Source organism: Pseudarthrobacter enclensis (assembly GCF_001457025.1).
GTDB lineage: Bacteria > Actinomycetota > Actinomycetes > Actinomycetales > Micrococcaceae > Arthrobacter > Arthrobacter enclensis.
In genome coordinates this window covers 652,999-675,169 of record NZ_KQ758600.1, presented here as the reverse complement: position 1 = coordinate 675,169, position 22,171 = coordinate 652,999, and the positions used below count along the sequence as shown (strand labels likewise).

The window sequence follows — 22,171 nt, the reverse complement described above, 5'->3', positions numbered from 1 at the left end:
TTTCCATGAGCCAGGAACAGCCCCCCATCCGCAGCCGGCGGGAACTCCGGAAGGCGCGCGACGCTGCCCAAAAGGCTGCCGCTGCCCCGGACGCGGACCAGCTTTCGCCTGCCACGAAAACCCCTCCGGCCGCGCCGGCGGCCCAGCCCGCGGCGAATGTGCCGGCGGGCAAGACTCCTGTAACCCCGGCGCCGGCCGATGAGCCCGGCAAGGCACCTGCCCAGCGCCCGGGTGCCGCACCGGGCGCTGCACGTGAAAAAGGAACAGCACCGGCAGTCGGACCTGCACAGGCTTCCGGACCGCAGGAACCCGGCCCGACAAACCAGCCTGGCCCGGTGCCTGCCCCTGCCCAGCGTTCATCACAGATCCGTGCCCGTGACCGGGCAACATTGCGCACCATCAAGGAGCTCGAGGAAAAGGAAGGGCAGCTGGCCGCGGGCGGGCCGCCCACCCGCCGCCAGCTCCGGCTGCAGCAACTGAAGGAACAGGCCCTGACCGCGGCCACCCCGATTGTTCCGGCCGCCCCCGAGACGCCCGCTCCGGCGGCCAAGCCCGGTGCTGCCGGGAAGACCCCGGCAACGCTGGCACCCGCGAAGGGCAAGGGCACGAAGGCCTCCGGCGAACGCCCGGCACCCTCCACGCCGGCTCCCTCCTCGCCGGCGCCGTCACCCTCCGGGCCGGAGGGCATGACGGTCGAACAGGCACTGGCCGCCCGGGCGCTCATCGCCGAGCAGGCAAAGAACCAGATCGCCAAGATGGAACACATCGCCTCCCTGGACCCGGAGGCAGTGGACCCGGACATCCTCGCCGAGCAGATAGCGCTGGCCGAACGCGCAGCCGTCATGAACCGGAGGGCCATGGCGCGGCAGAAGCTTGCCGAGCAGGCGGGCGGCTCCGCGGCGGTCAAGGCGCAGCCCGGTGACGCCGGCTCACAGGCGACCGCGAAGGAGGACCGGCCCAAGGACAGGCCCGGCCCGTCCACGGCCAACAACCTGGCCATGGTGACGCCCCTGGAATTCGTCCAGGTTCCCGGCGTGGACCGCCCGGTCATGAAGCCTCCTGCCACCTCGCATGTGCCGGTGACCACCCGGCCCGGAGCCAAGGTACCGCCCGGCGGCGGCAGTAAACGCCGGCCCGGTTCCAAGCCTCCGGCGCCACGGAAGCAAGGACCTGCGCCGGATCCCGTTTCCGGCCGGTCCCAGGTCATCGCCAGGGCCGAAGCGGCTGCCCGCGCCGCCACCAGGCCCAAGCCCGTGGTGTTCCCCGACAACCAGGCCGGGGAAGCGATCGAAGACCTGCCCCGCGTGCCGGCAAGTTCCGCCTACGGCCTCGAACCCCTCGACGCCGCCACCGCAGGCCTGGGCCGCGCCCGGCGCAACCGCATCCTGCAGGTCTGCATCCTGGCTTTCGGCGTCGTGGCCCTGGTGTCCGGCGTCGTCCTCATCATCAGCGGCATGAACCCCTGACCTGCCGCACCACGTTTTTTCATCAACAAGGAGTCCCGTGACCGCCTCAGAAACATCCATCACCGTTGCCCGCGCCGCCGCTAAGGCTGCAGCGGACAAACTCGCCCAGGACATCGTGGGCCTTGACGTCAGCGAACGGCTGGCCCTGGCAGACGTTTTCCTGATCGCATCCGCGCCCAGCGAGCGGCAGGTAAACGCCATCGTCGACGGCATCGAGGAAGAACTCGCCCAGCGCGATCTGCGCCCCGTCCGCCGGGAAGGCCGCTCCGGCGGACGCTGGGTCCTGCTTGACTACTCGGACGTCGTCATCCACGTCCAGCACGAAGAAGACCGCGTCTTTTACGCGCTGGAACGGCTGTGGAAGGACTGCCCCGTGGTCGATCTCCAGCTGGAAGATGCCGCCGCAGCAACGGCCGCGGCCTCCGCCGACGGCGAGTAGGGCCTGACCGCTCGTCCGAATATTCCCGATTTGGAATTTTCGGAACTGCTGTTCTAAGATATTTGAGTTGCTTCGGGGAAACCCGGACAGAAGCTCTCCGGAGCAGCAGCAATCCGGGGCTGTGGCGCAGCTGGTAGCGCACCTGCATGGCATGCAGGGGGTCAGGGGTTCGAGTCCCCTCAGCTCCACCGGACAATCCGCCGGGATCCATAGATCCCGGCGGATTTTTTGTTTCCCGGAGTGGCTGGAAACCGCGTCGGTCCAGGCCAGGAAGGGCCCCGGCGCAGGGCCCGGACGGCCGATTTGGTACTTGGGAAAAAGTGCATTACTCTGGTGAGGTTGCTCCGGGGAATTCGGCCGGAACAGCAAGCACCCGGGGCTGTGGCGCAGCTGGTAGCGCACCTGCATGGCATGCAGGGGGTCAGGGGTTCGAGTCCCCTCAGCTCCACCGGATAAAAGGGAACCATCACGTGTGATGGTTCCCTTTTTCGTGCCCGGCGGCTGGCATTACGCCCTTCCTCTGCGGGCTCCGGCACGCGGCCACCAGCACCACCGCGGATATCATGGGGGAGTGAATGCCATCCCCACCGATGTCGCCGTGATCGGTGCCGGCCAGGCGGGGCTGTCCGCGGCCTACCACCTGCAGCGCAGGGGAGTGGCGTACACCATGTTCGACGCCGAAGACGGGCCGGGCGGCGCCTGGCGCCATCGCTGGAAGAGCCTGCGGATGGACACCGTTAACGGCATCAGCGACCTTCCCGGCGCCGCCAAACCCGAAGTGGATCCCCGTGAGCCCAGTTCAGACTTCCTCACCCGCTACTTCGGAGGCTATGAGCAGGAGCTCGGACTGTCCATCCTGCGGCCAGTGAAGGTGACCTCCGTCAGCCGCGAAGACGCAGAACCGGCAGGCGGGCTCCGGATTACCACTTCCCGGGGTGATTGGAGCGCCAAGGCGGTCATCAATGCCACGGGAACCTGGACCCGGCCGTTCTGGCCCATCTATCCGGGCCGCGAAAGCTTCCGGGGAACGCAGCTGCATGTAGCCGACTACGTCTCCGCGCAGGATTTCGCCGGCCGCCACGTCATCGTCGTCGGTGGCGGAATCTCCGCCGTCGGGCTCCTGGCCGAAATCTCGCAGGTGACCAGCACCAGCTGGTTCACGCGGCGCGAGCCGGTCTGGCGCGACGCCGCCTTCGACGCCCGTGCCGGACACGACGCCGTAGCCCTCGTTGAAGAACGCGTCAGGAAGGGCCTGCCGCCGCAGAGTGTCGTCTCCGTCACCGGCCTCATCTGGACTCCTGCCCTACGGGCCGCCGCCGCCCGCGGTGCCCTCGACCGGCAGCCGATGTTCACCGCCATCGAACCCGACGGCGTCCGGCTCGCCGGCGGCGGGTTCCTTGGGGCCGATGTGATTTTGTGGGCCACGGGCTTCCGGGCCGAGCTGGAACATTTGGCGCCCCTGCACCTGCGTGGGCCCGGAGGTGGAATCGCGATGGACGGGACGCGCGTAGCCGCCGAGCCGCGCGTCCACCTGGTTGGCTACGGCCCGTCGTCGTCCACCATCGGCGCCAACAGGGCGGGCCGGGCGGCCGTGGCGGACATTCTGAAACTGCCCGGCATCATGCCGGCGGCGGAACCGGTACCGTGGGGCTGAACCAGACAATTGTCTCCACGCCATCAACGGCAAATACCCAAACGGCGCCGGCGCGCGCCCAACCAACAACGGCAGGAAGTACGTGGCAGCAGACAGCCTTGACAGCCTTTTCGAAGTCCTCCGGCGGGAGCCGGATGTGGAGGCACCCAACCTGCAGGCCTGGGACGCCACCGACCGGCTCCTGCTGGACACCGCGGCAGCCCGGATCCGGCCCGGAAGTTCCGTCACCGTCATCGGCGACCGCTACGGGGCGTTGACACTGGGCGCCCTTGCCGTGCTGGAGCCCTCGGCGGTCCGCGTCCACCAGGACCTCATCACGGGTGAACGGGCGCTGCAGCGCAACGCACGGCGGTGGCAGGCGGCCAGGAACACGGACGACGGCGGAAGCCGGCGGGAGCCAGCGTTCCGGCAGCTGCCGCTCGGCCCTGAGCTCCTCACGGACGCGGACGCCGTCCTGCTGCAGCTTCCCAAAACCCTCGCAGAGCTGGATGAGACCGCGGCCGCGATCGCCCGGCACGCCGCACCGGACGCCCTCCTGCTGGCAGGCGGACGGGTCAAGCACATGTCATTGGGCATGAACAGCATCCTGGAACGTCATTTCGCGTCGGTGCGGCCGCAGCTGGCGCGGCAGAAGTCCCGCGTCATCGAAGCCACCGGCCCGCAGGCAGCCGCGGAAACCTCCACCTTCCCCGCCGTCGTCCACCTGTCCGACATCAACCTCGACGTGGCGGCCCACGGTGCCGTGTTCGCGGGCCCGAAGCTGGACATCGGCACCCGGTACCTGCTGACCTTCCTGCCCCGGATGAAGCCGGCCCGCCACGCCGTGGACCTGGGCTGCGGCACCGGCATCCTCGCCGCCATGTACGCCCGTCAGTTCCCGCAGTCCCGGGTCACCGCGACGGACCAGTCAGCCGCGGCAGCAGCCTCGGCCCTCGCCACTGCCCGGGCAAACGGGCTGGAAGGCCGGATCAGCGTGCTCCAGGACGACGCGCTCAGCACCATGGCCGACGCCGGCGCCGACCTGGTCCTCCTCAATCCGCCCTTCCATGTGGGCGCCGGCGTCCACGCCGGCGCCGGCCTGAAACTCATAGAGGCTGCCGGACGGGTGCTGGCGCCCGGCGGGGAACTCTGGACCGTCTACAACCGGCACCTGCAGTATCTTCCGTCCCTGGAACGCGCCGTGGGACCCACCGGCGTCGCCGGCAACAACCCCAAATTCACGGTCACCCGCAGCGTGCGCCGGGCCGCCTGAGGGCCGGCGTCCGCCGCCACGCCGGAGCGCCTGCCCGGCTATGTGTCTGCACCGGTGCGTAACGTACGATTCAAGCAGCACCACAACCACGTGGCCCATGACGTTTAGGGGAAGCCGTGTCCGAGATCCGCCCATCCTCACCGAGGCGCGGAACCAACCTGCCAAGGATGGGGGATTTCAACCTCACCGTCATCCTTGACGCCATCCGCCGCTCCTCGGGCGGCCTCAGCCGGGTTGAGCTGGCGCAGATCGTGGGCCTGTCCCCGCAAACCATCTCCAACATCTCCCGCCGCCTCCTGGACCAGAACCTGATCGTCGAGGCCGGGAAGGAAGGCACCGGCCCGGGCAAGCCCCGCACCATCCTGCGGCTCAACCCCAAGGGCATGTACGCGCTGGGCGTCCACCTGGATCCGGCCGTCACCACCTTCGTGGTGCTGGACCTGGTGGGTTCGGTGGTCCGGCACGCACGGATCGACACCCCGGGCGGCAACGACCCCTCCGCGGTCATCACCACGATCGCCGACCAGATCGGCCGGCTGGTGGATGACTCCGGCGTCGACCGCGACCGGATCGCCGGGCTCGGCGTCGCCGCCCCGGGGCCCATCGACCTCGACAACGGCACCGTGGTGGATCCGCCGCTGCTTCCGGGGTGGGACCGCGTCGAACTGCGCAACGCCCTGTCCACGGCCACCGGATACTCCGTCCTCGTGGATAAGGACGTCACCAGCGCCGCGGTGGCCGAAACCTGGGCCGGCGGACCCAGCGGCTCCGGCAGCTTCGTCTTCATGTACATGGGAACCGGCATCGGCTGCGGCATCGTCCTTAACGACGAGGTGGTCCGCGGGACCTCCGGGAACGCCGGCGAAATCGGGCACATCATGGTGGACCCCGACGGCCCGCCGTGCGACTGCGGGCTGCGTGGCTGCGTCAAGTCGTCCTGCATCCCGCAGGTCCTGGTGGCGGAGGCCGAAGCAGCCGGCATCCTGGACGGTGCCCGGCCCGGCAACAGCGGAGCGGAGGTCCAGCAGAGCTTCACCAGGCTGTGCGAACTGGCCGACGCCGGCGACGAACGGGCCGTTGCCATCATCGACAAATCCGCCACCCTCGTTGCCCGGGCCATCTCCGTGGTCACCAACACGCTCGACGTCGAACGGGTGGTGTTCGGCGGTCCGTTCTGGAGCGGCATGGCGGAACGGTTTCTCGAGAAGGTGCCGCCCCTGCTGGAGGCCAACAGCGCAGCGAGGCTCATCCACCCCATCGAGGTGGTGGGCACGGGCGTGGGCGAGGACGTGGGGGCCATCGGCGCTGCGTCACTGGTCCTGGAGCACACCCTCGCCCCGCGCGCACAGCGCCTGCTGCTCGACAGCTGACACCCCGTGCGCCGGACCCGCCAGGCTGGCAGGACCCGGCGCACGGAACCCCGTCAGTCGATGTCCTCGAACACCACGCCGAAGGGAAGGGTGTCATCGATGTGGGCTTGGTGGCCGGTGGATCCGGGGTTGTAGGTCACCCGGACGCCGTGGAGCTTGTCCGCCGCCGACTGCTGCAGGACAGGCTTGACAGTGCTGATGAACATCTCGCTTTTATCAGAGAGAAAGTCCTTGTAACTCGCTGGAAGCTCACTCATGGCAAAAGGATAGACCTGCGCGCGGCCGATGGGGAGGGGTCCCCATCGGCCTGTTTTTCCGCGGTTCACCGGCCCGGATATGGATAGGATGGCTGGCGGAAGGCCGGGAACCGGGCCTGCCCTGCCGCAACCGTCCACCAGGGGGAATCCAGTGCTCCAAACCAGCGCGTCCGCACGCATCGATCCGGCCGGGCTGGCCCGGGCGCAACAGGTGGTGGCCGGCATCAGCCGCAGTTTCGAGGCCAAGGTCGTGGGACAGGCGAGGCTGCGGGAATCGCTCCTGGTTGGCCTGCTGACCGGCGGCCATATCCTGCTTGAGAGCGTCCCCGGCCTGGCCAAGACCACGGCGGCGCAAACCGTCGCCGAGGCCGTCAGTGCCGGGTTCCGCCGGATCCAGTGCACCCCGGACCTGCTGCCCAGCGACATCGTCGGCACGCAGATCTACGACGCCGCCAAAGGTACCTTCGTCACCCAGCTGGGGCCAGTGCACGCCAACATCGTCCTCCTCGACGAAATCAACCGCTCCAGCGCCAAGACGCAGAGCGCCATGCTCGAGGCCATGCAGGAACGCCAGACGTCCATCGGCGGGCAGGACTACCGCCTGCCCCAGCCGTTCCTGGTCCTCGCCACGCAGAACCCCATTGAGCAGGAGGGAACGTACCAGCTCCCCGAAGCGCAGATGGACCGCTTCATGCTCAAGGACGTGCTGGACTACCCGTCACCGGCTGAGGAAGCCGAGATCATCCGCAGGATCGACGCCGGCGTCTTCACCCCGGAACAGGCGCCGCCGGCCGCTGTGTCCCTGGACTCGGTCACCGCAGCCCAGGAACTGGTCCGCCGCATCTACATCGACCCGGCCATCATCAACTACATCGTGGGGCTGGTCTTCGTCACCCGGAACGCCGGCCAGTACATCGAACCGCGGCTGGCCGATTTCATCGAGTTTGGCGCCAGCCCCCGGGCCAGCATCGCCTTCAGCCAGGCCGCCCGGGCCATGGCCCTGTTGAACGGGCGGGACCACGTCATCCCCGAGGACGTCCGCTCCCTGGCGCACCGCGTGCTGCGGCACCGCATCATCCTCAATTTCGACGCCGTGGCTGAGCAGGTGCCGGTGGAGACGGTGATCGACGCCGTCGTCGCCGCGGTCCAGACCCCCTGAGACCCGGATGACCAGCCTCCTGCACCGGGTCAAGTCGAAAATGGCCATCTTTGCCCACCGCAAAGCCCGCGGCATGCTCGACGGCGAGTACGGGTCCGTTTTCCGCGGCCGCAGCCTCGACTTCGACGATCTGCGCGCGTACGTCGCCGGAGACGAAGTGCGTGACATCGACTGGAAAGCCACGGCCCGGCACGGCTCACCCTTGATCCGCCGCTACGTTGCAGTGCGGCGGCAGACCGTCATCCTCGTCACGGACACCGGACGGAACATGGCCGCGGTGTCCCGGTCCGGGGAAACCAAGAAGGACATTGCCATCATGGCGCTGGGGGTCACCGGATACCTGGCCCACCGGCACGGCGACGTCGTGGGCCTGGTCAGCGGTGACGCGGCAGCCACACACACCATTCCGGCGAAGTCCGGCGAAGCCCACCTGGAACGGCTGCTCCGGCACGTTGATGGGCACACCAGCCTCGACTCTGCCGCCAGCCGGCTCGAGGACCAGTTGGACCACGTGGCGCGCACTGTCAAGGGACGCAACCTGCTGTTCGTCGTGGCGGACGAGGTCCCCGCGTCCCCCGCCATGGGCCAGGTCCTGCGCCGCCTGCGCGCGCAGCACGAAATCCTCTGGCTGACCATCCGCGACGCGGAGCTGGCTACGGCCGGGGGAGGGCAGCCCGGTGCCGGATATTTCAGTGTTGCCGATTCCACGGTCCTTCCCCCCGGCCTGGCGTCCGACGCCTCGGTCGCCGCCGCCTATGCCGATGCGGCCGCCAGCCGGGACCACGCGCGCCGGGCCATGCTGCGGCAGGCGGGCGTCACCGAGGGCACGGTGGACAGCAGCCAGGACGTCATCACGGCCCTCTTCACCCTCCTGGAAAGGCACCGCCGTGCCGGCTGAGCAGGACTTCTTCGGCCCAATGCAGTACAGCCCTGCGTGGATGTGGGTGGCTGTGCTCCTCCTTGCCCTGACCGCCGCGTGGTTCGTCTTCGTCTTTGCCTCCTCCCGCCGGCCCGGCGCGGACGACGGCGGCACGCGCCCGGCTCCGTTGACGGACCTGGCGGTCTTGAAGGCCGCCTACCTGCAGCGGATCGAGGAGGCCGAGCGGGCCGCGGCCGCCGGGACCCTGAGCGCCCGCGCCGCACACCAGGACATCAGCCACCTCCTGCGCTGCTTTGTCCGCGACGCCACCGGCGTGGACGCCCCGCGCATGACGCTTGCCGACCTGGAGCGGCACCCCTTGCCGTCGGCCGCCGCAGCGGTGGGCGCCATCTACCCCGGGGAGTTCGCCCCCGAGCCGCTGCCGCCGGTAGCGCAGGCAGCCGCCAGGGCACGGGACATGGTGGGCACATGGAACTGATGTTCTGGTGGCTGCTCCCGGCAGCAGCGTTGGCTGCCGGCGCGGCCGCATGGACCGCCCGGCGCCGCCGTACCCCGGACGCCCGACGGCGGCCTGCCGCCCACACGGAGCGCCTCACCATGCTGCCCGAATACCAGGCGGCGCTGCGCCGCCACCGCCGCTGGCTGGCAGTGGCCGCCACCGCTGCCGCGTCGCTGCTGGTGTCCGCGGCCGTGGCGGCAGCCCGGCCCGTGGACATCACCACCACCGTGCCGGAGCAGCGGAACCGGGACATCATGCTCTGCCTGGACGTGTCCGGGTCCATGAGCAGCGCGGACGCCGCCGTGGTGGACGTCTTTGCCGGGTTGGCCCGGGAGTTCGACGGTGAACGGATCGGGTTGACCATCTTTGACAGCACCGGCATCCAGGTGTTTCCGCTGACCGACGACTACGAGTACGCACAGGAACAGCTGGCACTGGCCCGCGACGCCTTCGAGGGCAAGCCCGGCACCTCCGGATTCCTGGACGGCACGTGGAGCGGACGCGGCTCCTCCCTGATCGGCGACGGGCTGGCAACCTGCCTCAGCGGCTTCCCCCGCACCGGTGCCGGAACGGCGGAGAACGGCACCCCGCGGTCACGGTCCGTGGTGCTGGCCACGGACAACTATGTCTCTGGCCGTCCGGTCATGACCCTCGGCCAGGCCGCCGCCCTGGCCAAGGACCGGACGGTACGCGTGTACGCCTTGAACCCCGGCGACCTCGATTACGGTTCCGGCGAGGACCAGCCGGGCGCCCAGCTGCGCGCGGCCGCCGAAACAACCGGCGGAGCCTATTATCCGCTTGACAGCGCCGAAGCGGTCCCGGGAATCGTCGCGGCGGTGGAGAAGACAGAGACGGCCGCCCTCAAGGGTGCCCCGCAGGCGGTCGCCGCGGACCAGCCGGCCCTGCCACTGGGCGTAGCCGCTGTTGCGGGCCTGGTCCTCTGCGCGGCGCTGTGGAGGTTGCGGCTGTGACCCGGGCCCGCCTGCCACTTGGCAGAGTCCGCATCACCCGGGCCTGGGTACGCCGGGGAGTGATGGCACTGTTCTTGGTCACGGCCCTGCTCCGTCCGGCACTGCCCGGCGGCACGGCACAGGCCGCCGCCGCGGACCTGAACGTGTTCTTCGTGGTGGACACCACCACCAGCATGGTGGCCGAGGACTACGGCAACTCCGCACCACGCCTTGACGGTGTCCGCCGCGACATCATGGCCATCGCCGCCGAACTCCCCGGGGCGCGCTACTCGCTGATCACCTTCGACACCAAGGCGTTTGTGCGCATGCCACTGACCACTGACACCACGGCGCTCGAAACGATGACGTCGGTCCTTGAACCCGAGGTGACGGCCTACGCCAAGGGCAGCAGCATCACGGCGGCGCGGCAGGTTCTCGCGGACCGGCTGGAAGCAGCCAGGAAGAACAACCCCGAACGTCCCCGGCTGGTCTATTACCTGGGCGACGGCGAACAGACCAGCGGAAAGGAGCCCGAGCCCCTCAGCCTTGGCAGCGGCCTGGTGGCCGGGGGAGCTGTGCTGGGCTACGGAACGGCCGCCGGGGGACGGATGAAGGAAAACACCGGCAACCCGGAGGAAGCCGGGACTGCGCCCTATGTGGCAGACGGCAGCGGCGGGGACGCCGTGTCCCGGCTGGACGAGCCGCGGCTGCAGGAAGTGGCCTCCCAGCTGGGCGTTCCTTACCTCCACCGGCAGGCCGGAGACCCCGCCGGTCCGATGACGCGTGCGGCCGGCACCGGGACCCTGCAACGCAACGACGACAGCGTCAACGGCCGGACTGAACTGTACTGGCTGTTCGCCGCGGCGGCCTTCACGCTCGCCCTTCCGGACGCGGTCCTGATCCTCCGCCGTTTCCGGGACCTTCCCCGGGCCGCCACATCCAGGGCGAACAGCATGCGGGCGGAGAGGGGCAGATGAACACCATGTTCCAGGAACCGCCGCGCCCGGCGCTCCGTGCCGGGCAGGGGGAACAGCGGCAGGGGGAACAGCGTCATGCCGAATCCCGCGGTCCCGGCGCACTGGACCCCGGCGCCGGCGGACCCGCCGCAGCCATGCGGACCCGGCGGCGCCGCCTCCTGGTCTGGTCCGCTGCACCTGCCTGCCTGGTCGTGGCCGCCGCTGCCAAGCTGCTCAGCCTTGGCCTCCTTTCCGGCCAGGCATCCGCGGCCTTTGCCGCCGCTGACGGGGACGCTGCCCGCTCGGCGGCAGGCTGGCTGCTGCCACTGAACATCGTCGAACCCCATAAGGCACCGTTCGCCGCAGGGGACGCCGACGTCCTCGACGGCGACTTCCTGTCGGCCCGTGGGCACTTCGCGGAAGCCCTCACCCTCGTTGCCCCGGACGCGGTGCCGGACGCCTGCATAGTCCGGGTGAACCTGGTCCTGGCCACCGAACGCCTGGGCGACGAAACCGCCGACGCCGGGGACCCGGCGTCGGCCGCGGACCTCTATGCCCAGGCGATGGACGCGGTGAAGGCGGCGCCGGCGGGATGCGCACCGGGGGAGTCCCCGGAACGGGACAGCCAGTTAGCGCAAGCGGGGGAGCGGCTCGGCGAGGCAGGCCGGCGCCTTGCCGGCAAGCTGGGGTCCGGAAAACAGGATGCGGCCACCGCGGATCCGCAGGACACCACGGAAGCCGACCCGGAGGACGCAGCGCAGCAGGACCGGCTCGACCAGCTGGAGGAAAGCGGCCGGCAGTCCCAGCGCGAACGCAACACCGGCAGGGAGCGGGAGGAGTACCTCAACGACAGTGGCTACGCGGAACAACCGGAGCGTCCCTGGTAGCGCAGCGGCCGGCGACAACCCTTTCAGGCGAACAATCTGCAGTGGCGGCCCGGAACCAGTCGTCAAAGTGAGTCTTAATTCGGCCGCCAGCTTGAACGGGCGCCCCGCCGCCCATAGAGTCGTCCCCAAGTTACCCCTGTAACGTGTCAGCGACCCTCCAACCGGAGCGTGTGGGTGCCCCCATGTGGGCCTGACATTTGCACACGGTCACCAAGGACGCAAATGTCATCACCAAGGCGTAGTGACGCATCTCCCAACCTTTCGGACGCAGCTCCCGTGGCGCTGTCCTACGAACTGTTTCCGCCCCGTTCCCCGGCTGCGGCCGAAACGCTCTGGACCACCATCCGTGAGCTGGAGACCACCGAACCGGACTACGTGTCCGTCACTTACGGTGCCAGTGGCTCCAACCGGGACACCGCCGTCGAACTCATCGACCGGCTGCTGGTCGAGACCACCCTGCGGCCGCTGGCGCACCTGACCTGCATCGGCAACACGCCGCAGGAACTGGCAGGCATCATCGGCCAGCTGCTGGACACGGGCGTCCGCGGGATCCTCGCGCTCCGCGGCGACCTGCCGAAGGACGGAGACCGTCCCGTTGACGGTTCCCTGCGTTACGCCCAGGACCTGATCGAGCTCATCCGCCGCGTGGAGCAGCGGCGCTCGGCCCTGCTGTGCGCCGGCAAGATCGCCGTGGGCGTTGCGGCCTACCCCGCACGCCACCCGGAATCACCCAGCGAGGAGCACGACGTCGAGGTGCTGCTGGCCAAGCAGCGTTCCGGCGCGGACTTCGCTATCACGCAGGTGTTCTTCCACCCGTCCCAGTACGAGGACCTGCTCGCCCGTGCCCGCCGTGCCGGGGTGGCCATTCCCATCATCCCCGGCGTCATGCCCCTGACAAGCCTCCGCCGCGTCAAGCGGCTCGGCGAACTCGCCGGACTTCAACCCGACACGAAGCTCACCGACCGCCTCGCGGCGGCGGACACCGACCTGGAACGGCTGCGCATCGGAGTCGACGCCACCGTGGATCTGGCCAATGCCGCGCTCGACGCCGGCGCTCCGGGCATCCACCTCTTCACCTTCAATGAGCACCAGAGCGCCCTGGAGGTCCTGGACAAGCTGTCCCTGCCGCGGCACAGCCGCGCTGGCAGCCGGAACGCCGCCCGGGCACAACTCGCCGGCTGACTTGAGTCCGCGCCAGCTCCTAATTAAGTACGACGCCGGCCGGTCACCTGGGGTGACCAGCCGGCGTCGTGTTTGAATCGGGTCAGGATTCCCAGACGATCTCGTCGTCCACCACGCCGTCCTCGTCGGCGGATGCCACCAGCACCTCGTCGGTGAAGTGCTCGCCCAGGGTGAAGTCCAGGACGAAATACCGTTCGGGCTGCCCCGGGTAGATGGCCAGGCGCCCCAGTTTCAGGGCCTTGAGGAAGACGTCATTGGTGAGCTGGCTGCGGTCCTCTACACCAAAGACCTTGTGCAGGTGCTCTTCCTTGAGGGCGTTGCAGTGGAAATGCAGGTACTCCTGCGGGCTGGTGCCGTCCTGTTCGAGTTCCTCGGCGATCATCTCGCGGACCTCATCGACGAGTTCCGGGAGGAACCGGAGCCGGTAATCGACCTTGCGCAGGGCCGCCTCATCGAAGTGGTCATGGGCCGTGACGTTCAGGTCGATTTCCAACGGGTGGCCATGCAGCTCGTGCTTGGCGGCAAAGAGGTGGTCCCTGCCGTGATTGAGCTCAATCTCGCCAAAATGCTGGCTGGCTACCTTGGTCATAGATTCAACATAGACCCGAAGTGCAGCGCATTCCAGCGTTGCGTCCTAATTCACCGCGGTGCGCATGCCCGCCAGTGTTTCCGCCATCAGGTCCACGAAAAGCTGGACACGGGCCGTTTTGCGGTCATTGATCAGGAGCGCGAACACGTTCCGGGCGAGCCGGATTTCCGGCACATCCAGCACCACGACGCCGGCCGGCTTGTTCCGCAGCGCGAGCTCGGGGACCAGCGCCGCGCCCAGCCCCGCGGCAGCCATTTCGAGGCTGGCGTGGAAATCGTCACTGTGGGCCACAACGCGCGGATGGAGGTTGCAGCCGGCGAAGAGCCGCTCGATCACAATGGCGTCACTGGTCCCGGGGTGGTGCATGATCCAGGGAAGCTCGGACAGGTGTTCCGCGGCCAGCCCCGCATCCTGGCGGAAGCCCCAGTCCCTGGGCAGCACCACCCGGAAATCGTCGTCGCCAACCCACTGCCGGTTGATCGTGGCCGGCCAGGCCACGCCGGTCTGGCCCACCTGGAACACCACGGCGAGGTCCAGGTCGCCGCCGGCCCGGAGCCCCTGGATGGTCTGGCCGGGTTCGGCCACCGACACCCGGAGGTCGATGCCGAGGTTCTTCCACGCGGGATTCTTCAGGATCCGCGGCAGCACATAGGTGGCCAGGCTGGGGAAGATTCCCAGCCGAAGTTCCTGGGTGGCAGAAACCCGGGTCTTGGACGCGGCGGCCATCAGTGCCTCGATGTCGGTCAGGACCTTGGCGGCGTGCCGGGTCATGACGACGGCGGCTTCCGTGGGGACCACGCTCCGCGCCGCACGCTTGAACAGGATGGTCCCCGTATCCCGCTCGAGCGCGGACATCTGCTGGGACACCGCCGACGCGGTGTAGCCCAGCGTCGCCGCCGCCGCCGCGAACGAGCCCAGCCGGGTGACCTCCAACAACGTCTTCAAATGCACCGGATTGACCACCAGCCAACAATACTCCGGAGGGCGCGGGGACGGGCCGGGGCAAAAAGGCAAGGACGCTTCCCATCCGGCCCGTAGACTGCACCGAATTGCCGTTTGTATACCGACCAGCGACACGTGTTCAGCAGAGGAGCATCAATGTCACCGAGCGCAGCAGCAGGTGGAGGGGGACGGCGGCGGGTCGCCGTCATCGGAAGCGGAGTGGCAGGCCTGACGGCAGCCTACGTCCTGAACCGGGAAGACGATGTCACCCTCTTCGAAGCTGACTCCCGGCTGGGCGGGCACGCCCACACCCACGACATGCCCCAGCCTGACGGCACGACCCTCGGGGTGGACACCGGCTTCATCGTGCACAACGAACGGACCTACCCCACTCTGCTGCGGCTGTTCGCCGAACTGGGCATCGAAACGCAGGACTCGGAGATGAGCATGTCCATCCGCTGCGACGGCTGCGGACTCGAGTACGCCGGAGCCCGGGACGGCGCCCGCGGGATCATCGCCCGGCCGTCCAGCCTGCTGCGCGGACGCTACCTGCTGATGCTGCTGGAAGTGACCAGGTTCTACCGGAGGGCGCGCGCCCTGCTGGACACCGCTCCCGTGTCCTCCGTGGACGGCGGTGCCGAACGTCCCGAACCCACCCTCGGGGAATTCCTGGCCCGCGAGAACTTCAGCGCCTACTTCATCTCGCACTTCATGACCCCGGTGGTCAGCGCCGTCTGGTCCTGCGATCCGACCACAGCGCTGAACTACCCCGCGAGGTACCTTTTCACCTTCCTGGGGCACCACGGCATGCTGGGCATCAAAGGCTCGCCGCAGTGGCGCACCGTCACCGGCGGCTCTGCACGCTACGTCGAAAAGCTGGCCGCCACCTTGCCGGATATCCGGCTCAACACCCCCGTCACCGCCATCCGCCGCACCGGCACGGGCGTTGAGATTGCGGCCGCGGACAGGCTGGAAGACTACGACGCCGTGGTGGTGGCCACCCACCCCGCGCAGGCCCTCGGGTTCCTGGCCGACGCCACTCCGGAGGAAAAGGAAGCACTGGGCGGCATGCCGTACTCCGTCAACCACACCGTCTTCCACCGCGACCCTGCAGTCCTGCCGGCCGCGGACAACGCCAAGGCATCATGGAACTACCGGTTGCCCTCCTGCGATTCCCGGCCGGACCGGGTCCTGGTCAGCTACGACCTCACCCGGCTCCAACGGCTCACCCCGCAGGACGGACGGCCCTACCTGGTCAGCCTGGGGGAGTCCGACCTGATCGCCGACGGTTCCGTGCTGGAACGCATGGTGTACGAACACCCGCAGTACACTCCCGAATCCCTCAAGGCACAGCAGGCAATCGCTGCCCTGGCTGACAACCGCATCGCCTACGCCGGCGCCTACCTGGGCTGGGGCTTCCACGAGGACGGCGCACTGTCCGGCGTCCGCGCCGCCGAAAAGCTGGGCCGGCGGTGGGCCCGGGTCCTTCCCGCAGGGACGGCCGCCGCCACGGACGACGGCGAGCGGGAACTGGCCCCTGCAGCGGAACCTGCATGAGCTACGGTGTAGCCATGAGTCCGGGTGCAGCCCCCGCCGCGGACGCGGCAGCCGCGGGTGCGGCCATCTACCGCACCGCCATCTCCCACGTGCGGCAAAGCCCCCTGAAGAATGCCTTCACCTACCGCAGCTACAGCTGGTTCGTCGACGTCGACCACCTGCCCCGGCTGCCGCGGCTGCTCCGGCCCCTCGCCGAATTTCGGGCAGGCGACCACCTCGGCGATCCGGGCTCAAGCATCCGGGCCAACGTGGAACGGTTCCTGCAGGCCCAGGGCATCCAGCCCGGCGGCGGGCCCATCCACATGCTGACCAGCGCCCGGGTCCTGGGCTACGTCTTCAACCCGCTGACCCTGTTCTGGTGCTACACCGCCGGCGGCGAACTCCAGTGCGTCGTCGCCGAGGTCCACAACACCTATGGCGAGCGGCACTGCTACCTGCTCCGGACCGACCCGGCAGGCCGGGCGTCGGTACCCAAGGCATTCTACGTTTCACCCTTCAACGACGTCGACGGACAGTACCGGATGAAGCTGCCCGCGCCGGGGGAGCGGCTCGCCGTGTCCATCGTGCTGGAACGGGCGGGGCAGCGGCCCTTCGTCGCCACGATGGACGGCCGGCGGCAGCCGGCCACCGCCAGGAACATCCTTGCCGCCGCCATCCAGGTGCCGGCCGCGCCGCTGCTGGTATCCGCGCTGATCAGGATGCAGGGCATTAAACTCTGGGCACGACGCCTGCCCGTCGTCGCCAGGCCACACCACACCTCACAGGAGGCAGTTCAATGACAATGACGGACGATAACGGCACCACGTCAGCACACGTGCACCCCGCCGGCCCTGCAGCCGACCGCGGACCCGCAGCGTGGACGCCCACCGGAGTCCCGGCGTCGCCCGCCACGATCGACCCTGACGTGTGGCCGGGAGTTGCCCAGCCGCCGTCGGGCGCGAAAGCCGCGGTGGCCGGAAAGGCCGCCGGGCTGCTGTTCAAGGGGGCGGCCCGGCGCCTGCCGCTGCGGGTGGTTTACCCCGACGGGACCGTCCTGGGCCAGGGCGGCCCCGAAGCCCCCGTGATGACCATGGTCCGGCCCGAAGCGTTTGAAGCGCGGATCGGCGACAACGGGCTGATCGGACTGGGCGAATCGTTCATGGCAGGCGACTGGGAGGCCAGCGATCTTGCCGGCGTACTTGAAGTGTTTGCCGCCGCCGTGGACACGCTGATCCCCATGCCGCTGCAGAAGCTGCGGTCGCTGTACCTGCCGCGCACCCCCAAGCAGGAACGCAACGCCGAACAGAACACGCGCAGCAACATCTCCCGGCACTACGACCTCTCCAATGACCTTTTCGCCACCTTCCTCGACGCCACCATGAGCTACTCCTCCGCGCTCTTCCCGGTCGCTGCCGGACCGTTGGACGCGGTGGAATGGGACGTCCTGGCGCAGGCGCAGCAGGACAAGATCGACAGGCTGCTGGACAAGGCCGGAGTGGGCCAGGGCACCCGGCTGCTGGAAATCGGCACCGGCTGGGGCGAACTGGCCCTCCGCGCCGCCGCCCGCGGCGCCACCGTGTACAGCGTCACGCTCTCCAGCGAACAGCAGGCCCTGGCGCAGCAGCGCATCGCCGACGCCGGATACTCACACCAGGTGACGGTCGCCCTGCAGGACTACCGGGCCGTGGAAGGCGAGTACGACGCCGTCGTGTCGGTGGAGATGATCGAGGCCGTGGGGTACGAGTACTGGCCCATTTACTTCCAGACCATTGACCGCGTGCTGGCCCCGGGCGGAAAGGTGGCCATCCAGGCGATCACCATGCCGCACGGCCGGATGCTGGCTACCCGCAATGCCTACACCTGGGTGCACAAGTACATTTTCCCGGGCGGTTTCCTGCCGTCGGTGCGGGCCATCGAAAGCGTCACCCAGCAGAACACCACGCTGCGCGTCCGCGAACGGATGGGCATGGGCGACCACTACGCCGCCACGTTGCGGCTGTGGGAGGAACGCTTCCTGGCGAAATCGCGGGACGTGGGCGAACTGGGCTTCGATGCCGTCTTCCAGCGGATGTGGCTGTTCTACCTCTGCTACTCCCGGGCAGGCTTCCAGTCCGGATACCTGGACGTGCAGCAGATCGTGCTGGACCGCCGCGAGGCGCAGCTCTAAACGGCGGCCGGGCGGCCGGCAGGTGGCGGCCGCCGTCGCGCAGGCGGAGGAAAGGATTCACGATGGAGCCCAGGACACTGGCATGGACGGCCGCCGCCACCGCGGCAACAGCGGCCCTCGGCGGTGCAGCAACCGAGCCGCGGAGCGCCTGGTACCTGCGCCTGCGCAAACCGGACTGGCAGCCGCCGGCCGCCGTCTTCCCGGTGGTCTGGACCGCTTTGTACGCGGACATCGCGGTGACGTCGGCCGTCGCCCTGGACCGCGCCGCGGTGATTGGTTCCGCCGCCGCGCTGGACGGCAGCGGAAGCGGTGACGACGGCGGGGCCGGCCCCGGTGCCGCGGGCCGGCGTCGGGAGCTGCTCTCCTACCAGCGCGCCCTGGCACTGAACCTGGTGCTGAATGCGGCATGGAGCTGGTTCTTCTGGCGGTCGCGGAAGCCGTGGCTGGCGGCGGCGGAGGCAGGACTACTGGCAGCCAGCAGCGCGGACCTGGTCCGCCGGACCCACCGGCTGGACCGTGCCGCCGGCGTGTCCCTGGCTCCCTATGCCGCCTGGTGCGGGTTCGCCACTGTCCTGTCGGCCGCCATCGCCCGCCTGAATCCGCCCCGGAAGGGGTAGCCCGTCCCGGTCCCGGAGGGCGCCGGATGAGCCGGCCGGTCCGAAGCGTGCTTGGTCACTCCACGGTGTGACCCTGCACGCTTTTTCCATGTCCGGAACGTGCCCGCGACACGCCGTCTCTGCCGCGACACGCTGGGGTTTAAATGTGGCTAAGTACTCCACAGGATGTGGATTCCGTCCTCGAAACCGCCGGGATTCCGGACATTTTGAAGGGCCCCGCCTGTGGATTAAAGGTTCATTAAATGACATACTTGTAATACATCATCTTGGGGTTCCAAAGAGGCGTCTGCACTACATGTAGTATCTACATACAGCTTGGACGGGGACACCGTGCCAGCGAAGATTTCGACTAAGGGGACAGCGACAATGACCGTAACGGTTTACACGAAGCCTGCTTGTGTTCAGTGCAACGCCACCTACCGAGCGCTCGACAAGAAGGGCATCACCTACCAGAGCGTTGACATCTCCCAGGACGCCGAAGCCCTCGAGCGGCTGAAGGCCCTTGGCTACATGCAGGCTCCCGTCGTGGTCACCGACCAGGACCACTGGTCTGGTTTCCGCCCCGACAAGATCGAGGAACTGGCACTGGCCACTGTATCCTCCGTGGCCTAGGAACACGCTTTTCCTTCCAGCAACCAACCAGCTGAGGTGACTTCCATCGCAGCACCAGCAGCACAGCAGGACCGCAGGGTCCCGCAAAACCACGCGGCTCAGCGCGTGGAGGTGTCCCCGCAGGTCCGGCCCGTGAATGAAACAGAGCCGGTGCGGACCGGCAGCCAGCTGATCTACTTTTCCTCGGCATCCGAGAACACCAGCCGCTTCGTCACGAAGCTTGGCCGCGAGGTGGCCCGGATCCCGCTCTACGCAAGGGACGCACCCCTTCTCGCCACCCGGCCGTTTGTGCTGGTGGTGCCCACCTACGGCGGCACCGGGGGAGAGGGCTCCGTTCCCAAACAGGTCATCCGGTTCCTGAACAACCCGCAGAACAGGCAGCTGCTCCGCGGTGTGATCGGTGCCGGAAACACGAATTTCGGGGACAACTACTGCCTGGCGGCGGACATCATCGCCGCCAAATGCCAGGTACCCCATCTCTATCGATTCGAACTCATGGGAACGCCGGAAGACGTCGCCCGGGTCAACCAAGGATTGGACACGTTTTGGACACGACTGTCGCAGACACAGAAGTAACCAGGGCCAAGAAGCCGGAACTGCCGGCCGCCTACAAGGGCCTGGGCTATCACGAGCTGAACGCCATGCTGAACCTGTACGGCCCCAGCGGCGAGATCCAGTTCGAGGCGGACCGCGAGGCCGCCCACCAGTACTTCCTGCAGCACGTTAACAACAACACCGTGTTCTTCCACGACCTGGAGGAGAAGCTCGACTACCTGGTGAAGAACCAGTACTACGAGCGCGAAACGCTGGACCAGTACACGATGAACTTCATCCGTGAGCTGTTCAACCGCGCCTACAAGAAGAAGTTCCGCTTCGAAACCTTCCTGGGTGCGTTCAAGTTCTACACCTCCTACACGCTGAAGACCTTCGACGGGAAGCGTTACCTGGAGCGCTACGAGGACCGCGTCTGCATGGTGGCCATGCACCTGGCCCGCGGCAACGAGGAACTCGCCACCCGCCTGGTGGACGAGATCATCGACGGCCGCTTCCAGCCCGCCACGCCCACGTTCCTTAACGCCGGCAAGGCCCAGCGCGGCGAGCTCGTCTCCTGCTTCCTGCTCCGCATCGAAGACAACATGGAGTCGATCGCCCGCGGCATCAACTCCGCCCTGCAGCTGTCCAAGCGCGGCGGCGGCGTGGCCCTGTCGCTGACCAACATCCGCGAGCACGGCGCACCGATTAAGCAGATCGAGAACCAGTCCTCCGGCGTGATTCCCGTGATGAAGCTGCTCGAAGACAGCTTCTCCTACGCCAACCAGCTCGGTGCCCGCCAGGGTGCCGGCGCGGTGTACCTGCACGCCCACCACCCGGACATCTACCGGTTCCTGGACACCAAGCGGGAGAACGCGGACGAGAAGATCCGGATCAAGACCCTCTCCCTGGGCGTGGTCATCCCGGACATCACGTTCGAGCTGGCCAAGAAGAACGAGGACATGTACCTCTTCTCCCCGTACGACGTCGAACGCGTCTACGGCATCCCGTTCTCCGACGTCTCGGTCACCGAGAAGTACTACGAGATGGTGGACGACTCCCGGATCAAGAAGACCAAGATCAGCGCCCGCGAGTTCTTCCAGACCCTCGCGGAGATCCAGTTCGAATCCGGCTACCCGTACATCATGTTCGAGGACACGGTGAACCGGGCCAACCCGGTGGCCGGCAAGATCACCATGAGCAACCTTTGCTCGGAGATCCTCCAGGTGTCCACGCCGTCCCTGTACAACGAGGACCTCACGTACCAGACCATCGGCAAGGACATCTCCTGCAACCTGGGGTCCATGAACATTGCCAAGACCATGGACTCGCCGGACTTCGGAACGTCCATCGAGACGGCCATCCGTGCACTGAGCGCGGTCTCGGACATGTCCTACATCAACTCGGTGCCGTCCGTGGCCGAGGGCAACCTGCAGTCGCACGCCATCGGCCTGGGCCAGATGAACCTGCACGGCTACCTGGCGCGCGAACGGGTGCACTACGGCTCCGAAGAGGGCCTGGACTTCACCAACATCTACTTCTACACGGTGCTGTTCCACGCGCTCCGTGCCTCCAACCGGCTGGCCATCGAAACCGGCCAGACCTTTGGCGGGTTCGAGAACTCGAAGTACGCGTCGGGTGAGTTCTTCGACAAGTACACCGAGCAGGAGTGGGCCCCGGAGACTGAGCGCGTCCGTGAGCTCTTCGCCGGCCACAGCATTCCCACCCAGGATGACTGGCGCGAGCTGAAGGCTTCTGTCATGGAGCACGGCATTTACAACCAGAACCTGCAGGCCGTTCCGCCCACCGGCTCGATTTCCTACATCAACAACTCGACTTCCTCCATCCACCCGGTGGCGGCCAAGATCGAGATCCGCAAGGAAGGCAAGATCGGCCGCGTCTACTACCCGGCGCCGTACCTCACCAACGACAACCTGGATTACTACCAGGACGCGTACGAGATCGGCTACGAGAAGATCATCGACACCTACGCCGCTGCCACGCAGCACGTGGACCAGGGCCTGTCCCTGACGCTGTTCTTCAAGGACACCGCCACCACCCGCGACATCAACAAGGCCCAGATCTACGCCTGGCGCAAGGGCATCAAGACGCTCTACTACATCCGCCTCCGCCAGCTCGCGCTGGAAGGGACTGAGGTGGAGGGCTGCGTCAGCTGCGCCCTGTGATTGTAGCTTCAACTAAATCTTGAGTGTACGACGGCGGGTG

At 67.9% G+C, this 22,171-nt stretch carries 22 protein-coding genes and 2 tRNA genes; 21 read left to right on the top strand and 3 right to left on the bottom strand.

Features of this window, described 5'->3' with window-relative positions:
- Positions 1-5: 5 nt before the first annotated feature.
- From AS031_RS07705 to AS031_RS07675, 7 genes are all read left to right on the top strand, one after another.
- Positions 6-1,466 carry a hypothetical protein gene (locus AS031_RS07705; RefSeq protein WP_058267521.1) on the top strand — a complete coding sequence of 487 codons (1,461 nt, stop codon included), beginning with the start codon at positions 6-8 and terminating at the stop codon, positions 1,464-1,466.
- Between the two features lie 37 nt (positions 1,467-1,503).
- A complete protein-coding gene (rsfS, locus tag AS031_RS07700; RefSeq protein ID WP_058267520.1) occupies positions 1,504-1,905 on the top strand; it encodes a ribosome silencing factor in 402 nt (133 codons plus the stop codon).
- 115 nt (positions 1,906-2,020) lie between these two features.
- Positions 2,021-2,093 (top strand) — tRNA-Ala (locus AS031_RS07695).
- A 187-nt stretch (positions 2,094-2,280) separates the two neighbouring features.
- A tRNA-Ala gene (locus tag AS031_RS07690) sits at positions 2,281-2,353 on the top strand.
- A 123-nt stretch (positions 2,354-2,476) separates the two neighbouring features.
- Complete coding sequence (locus AS031_RS07685) at positions 2,477-3,559, top strand: FAD-dependent oxidoreductase (protein ID WP_058267519.1); 1,083 nt, start codon at positions 2,477-2,479, stop codon at positions 3,557-3,559.
- Positions 3,560-3,641: 82 nt separating this feature from the next.
- Positions 3,642-4,811, top strand: a complete 1,170-nt coding sequence (locus AS031_RS07680) for a class I SAM-dependent methyltransferase (protein WP_058267518.1) — start codon at positions 3,642-3,644, stop codon at positions 4,809-4,811.
- Positions 4,812-4,978: 167 nt separating this feature from the next.
- Positions 4,979-6,181: an ROK family transcriptional regulator gene (locus AS031_RS07675; protein ID WP_058267517.1), complete on the top strand. Its 1,203-nt coding sequence runs from the start codon at positions 4,979-4,981 to the stop codon at positions 6,179-6,181.
- A gap of 53 nt (positions 6,182-6,234) precedes the next feature.
- Here AS031_RS07675 and AS031_RS07670 read toward each other — a convergent pair whose 3' ends face one another.
- Positions 6,235-6,438: a hypothetical protein gene (locus AS031_RS07670; RefSeq protein ID WP_058267516.1), complete on the bottom strand. Its 204-nt coding sequence runs from the start codon at positions 6,436-6,438 to the stop codon at positions 6,235-6,237.
- Between the two features lie 151 nt (positions 6,439-6,589).
- On the opposite strand from AS031_RS07670, the gene AS031_RS07665 reads away from it, so the two are divergent.
- The 7 genes from AS031_RS07665 (at position 6,590) to AS031_RS07635 (ending at position 12,951) form a co-directional block, all read left to right on the top strand.
- The gene (locus AS031_RS07665; RefSeq protein WP_058267515.1) at positions 6,590-7,597 is read left to right on the top strand and encodes an AAA family ATPase; all 1,008 of its coding nucleotides are present in this window, start codon (positions 6,590-6,592) and stop codon (positions 7,595-7,597) included.
- A 7-nt stretch (positions 7,598-7,604) separates the two neighbouring features.
- Positions 7,605-8,495 (top strand): DUF58 domain-containing protein, encoded by an 891-nt coding sequence (locus tag AS031_RS07660; protein WP_058267514.1) that lies wholly within the window; start codon positions 7,605-7,607, stop codon positions 8,493-8,495.
- Entirely contained in the window at positions 8,485-8,955 is a 471-nt protein-coding gene (locus tag AS031_RS07655) for a hypothetical protein (protein WP_058267513.1), read from the top strand. Before AS031_RS07660 ends, AS031_RS07655 begins: the two co-directional genes overlap by 11 nt.
- A complete protein-coding gene (locus AS031_RS07650; protein ID WP_058267512.1) occupies positions 8,946-9,947 on the top strand; it encodes a vWA domain-containing protein in 1,002 nt (333 codons plus the stop codon). The genes AS031_RS07655 and AS031_RS07650 overlap by 10 nt, the downstream gene beginning before the upstream one ends.
- Positions 9,948-10,009: 62 nt before the next feature.
- On the top strand, positions 10,010-10,903 hold the full coding sequence (locus AS031_RS07645; protein ID WP_141688775.1) for a vWA domain-containing protein: 894 nt from the start codon (positions 10,010-10,012) through the stop codon (positions 10,901-10,903).
- Positions 10,900-11,769 carry a hypothetical protein gene (locus AS031_RS07640; protein ID WP_228379584.1) on the top strand — a complete coding sequence of 290 codons (870 nt, stop codon included), beginning with the start codon at positions 10,900-10,902 and terminating at the stop codon, positions 11,767-11,769. The genes AS031_RS07645 and AS031_RS07640 overlap by 4 nt, the downstream gene beginning before the upstream one ends.
- A 222-nt stretch (positions 11,770-11,991) precedes the next feature.
- Positions 11,992-12,951 (top strand): methylenetetrahydrofolate reductase, encoded by a 960-nt coding sequence (locus AS031_RS07635; protein ID WP_058267510.1) that lies wholly within the window; start codon positions 11,992-11,994, stop codon positions 12,949-12,951.
- Between the two features lie 82 nt (positions 12,952-13,033).
- Here the strand turns inward: AS031_RS07635 and AS031_RS07630 are convergent, their stop codons facing one another.
- Positions 13,034-13,540, bottom strand: a complete 507-nt coding sequence (locus AS031_RS07630; protein WP_058267509.1) for a DUF2004 domain-containing protein — start codon at positions 13,538-13,540, stop codon at positions 13,034-13,036.
- Positions 13,541-13,585: 45 nt separating this feature from the next.
- Complete coding sequence (locus AS031_RS07625; RefSeq protein ID WP_058267508.1) at positions 13,586-14,503, bottom strand: LysR family transcriptional regulator; 918 nt, start codon at positions 14,501-14,503, stop codon at positions 13,586-13,588.
- 135 nt (positions 14,504-14,638) lie between these two features.
- On the opposite strand from AS031_RS07625, the gene AS031_RS07620 reads away from it, so the two are divergent.
- The 7 genes from AS031_RS07620 (at position 14,639) to nrdE (ending at position 22,131) form a co-directional block, all read left to right on the top strand.
- Positions 14,639-16,039: an NAD(P)/FAD-dependent oxidoreductase gene (locus tag AS031_RS07620; protein WP_058267507.1), complete on the top strand. Its 1,401-nt coding sequence runs from the start codon at positions 14,639-14,641 to the stop codon at positions 16,037-16,039.
- 14 nt (positions 16,040-16,053) lie between these two features.
- Complete coding sequence (locus tag AS031_RS07615; RefSeq protein WP_058267635.1) at positions 16,054-16,818, top strand: DUF1365 domain-containing protein; 765 nt, start codon at positions 16,054-16,056, stop codon at positions 16,816-16,818.
- Positions 16,815-18,185, top strand: a complete 1,371-nt coding sequence (locus AS031_RS07610; protein ID WP_082641965.1) for a class I SAM-dependent methyltransferase — start codon at positions 16,815-16,817, stop codon at positions 18,183-18,185. The genes AS031_RS07615 and AS031_RS07610 overlap by 4 nt, the downstream gene beginning before the upstream one ends.
- A 62-nt stretch (positions 18,186-18,247) precedes the next feature.
- Positions 18,248-18,802 carry a TspO/MBR family protein gene (locus AS031_RS07605; RefSeq protein ID WP_058267506.1) on the top strand — a complete coding sequence of 185 codons (555 nt, stop codon included), beginning with the start codon at positions 18,248-18,250 and terminating at the stop codon, positions 18,800-18,802.
- Between the two features lie 366 nt (positions 18,803-19,168).
- Positions 19,169-19,414: a glutaredoxin-like protein NrdH gene (nrdH, locus tag AS031_RS07600; protein ID WP_058267505.1), complete on the top strand. Its 246-nt coding sequence runs from the start codon at positions 19,169-19,171 to the stop codon at positions 19,412-19,414.
- A gap of 105 nt (positions 19,415-19,519) precedes the next feature.
- Positions 19,520-19,990: a class Ib ribonucleoside-diphosphate reductase assembly flavoprotein NrdI gene (gene nrdI, locus AS031_RS07595; RefSeq protein WP_058267633.1), complete on the top strand. Its 471-nt coding sequence runs from the start codon at positions 19,520-19,522 to the stop codon at positions 19,988-19,990.
- Positions 19,991-20,010: 20 nt separating this feature from the next.
- Positions 20,011-22,131, top strand: coding sequence for a class 1b ribonucleoside-diphosphate reductase subunit alpha (nrdE, locus tag AS031_RS07590; RefSeq protein ID WP_058267632.1), 2,121 nt, complete (start codon positions 20,011-20,013; stop codon positions 22,129-22,131).
- Positions 22,132-22,171: the final 40 nt, after the last annotated feature.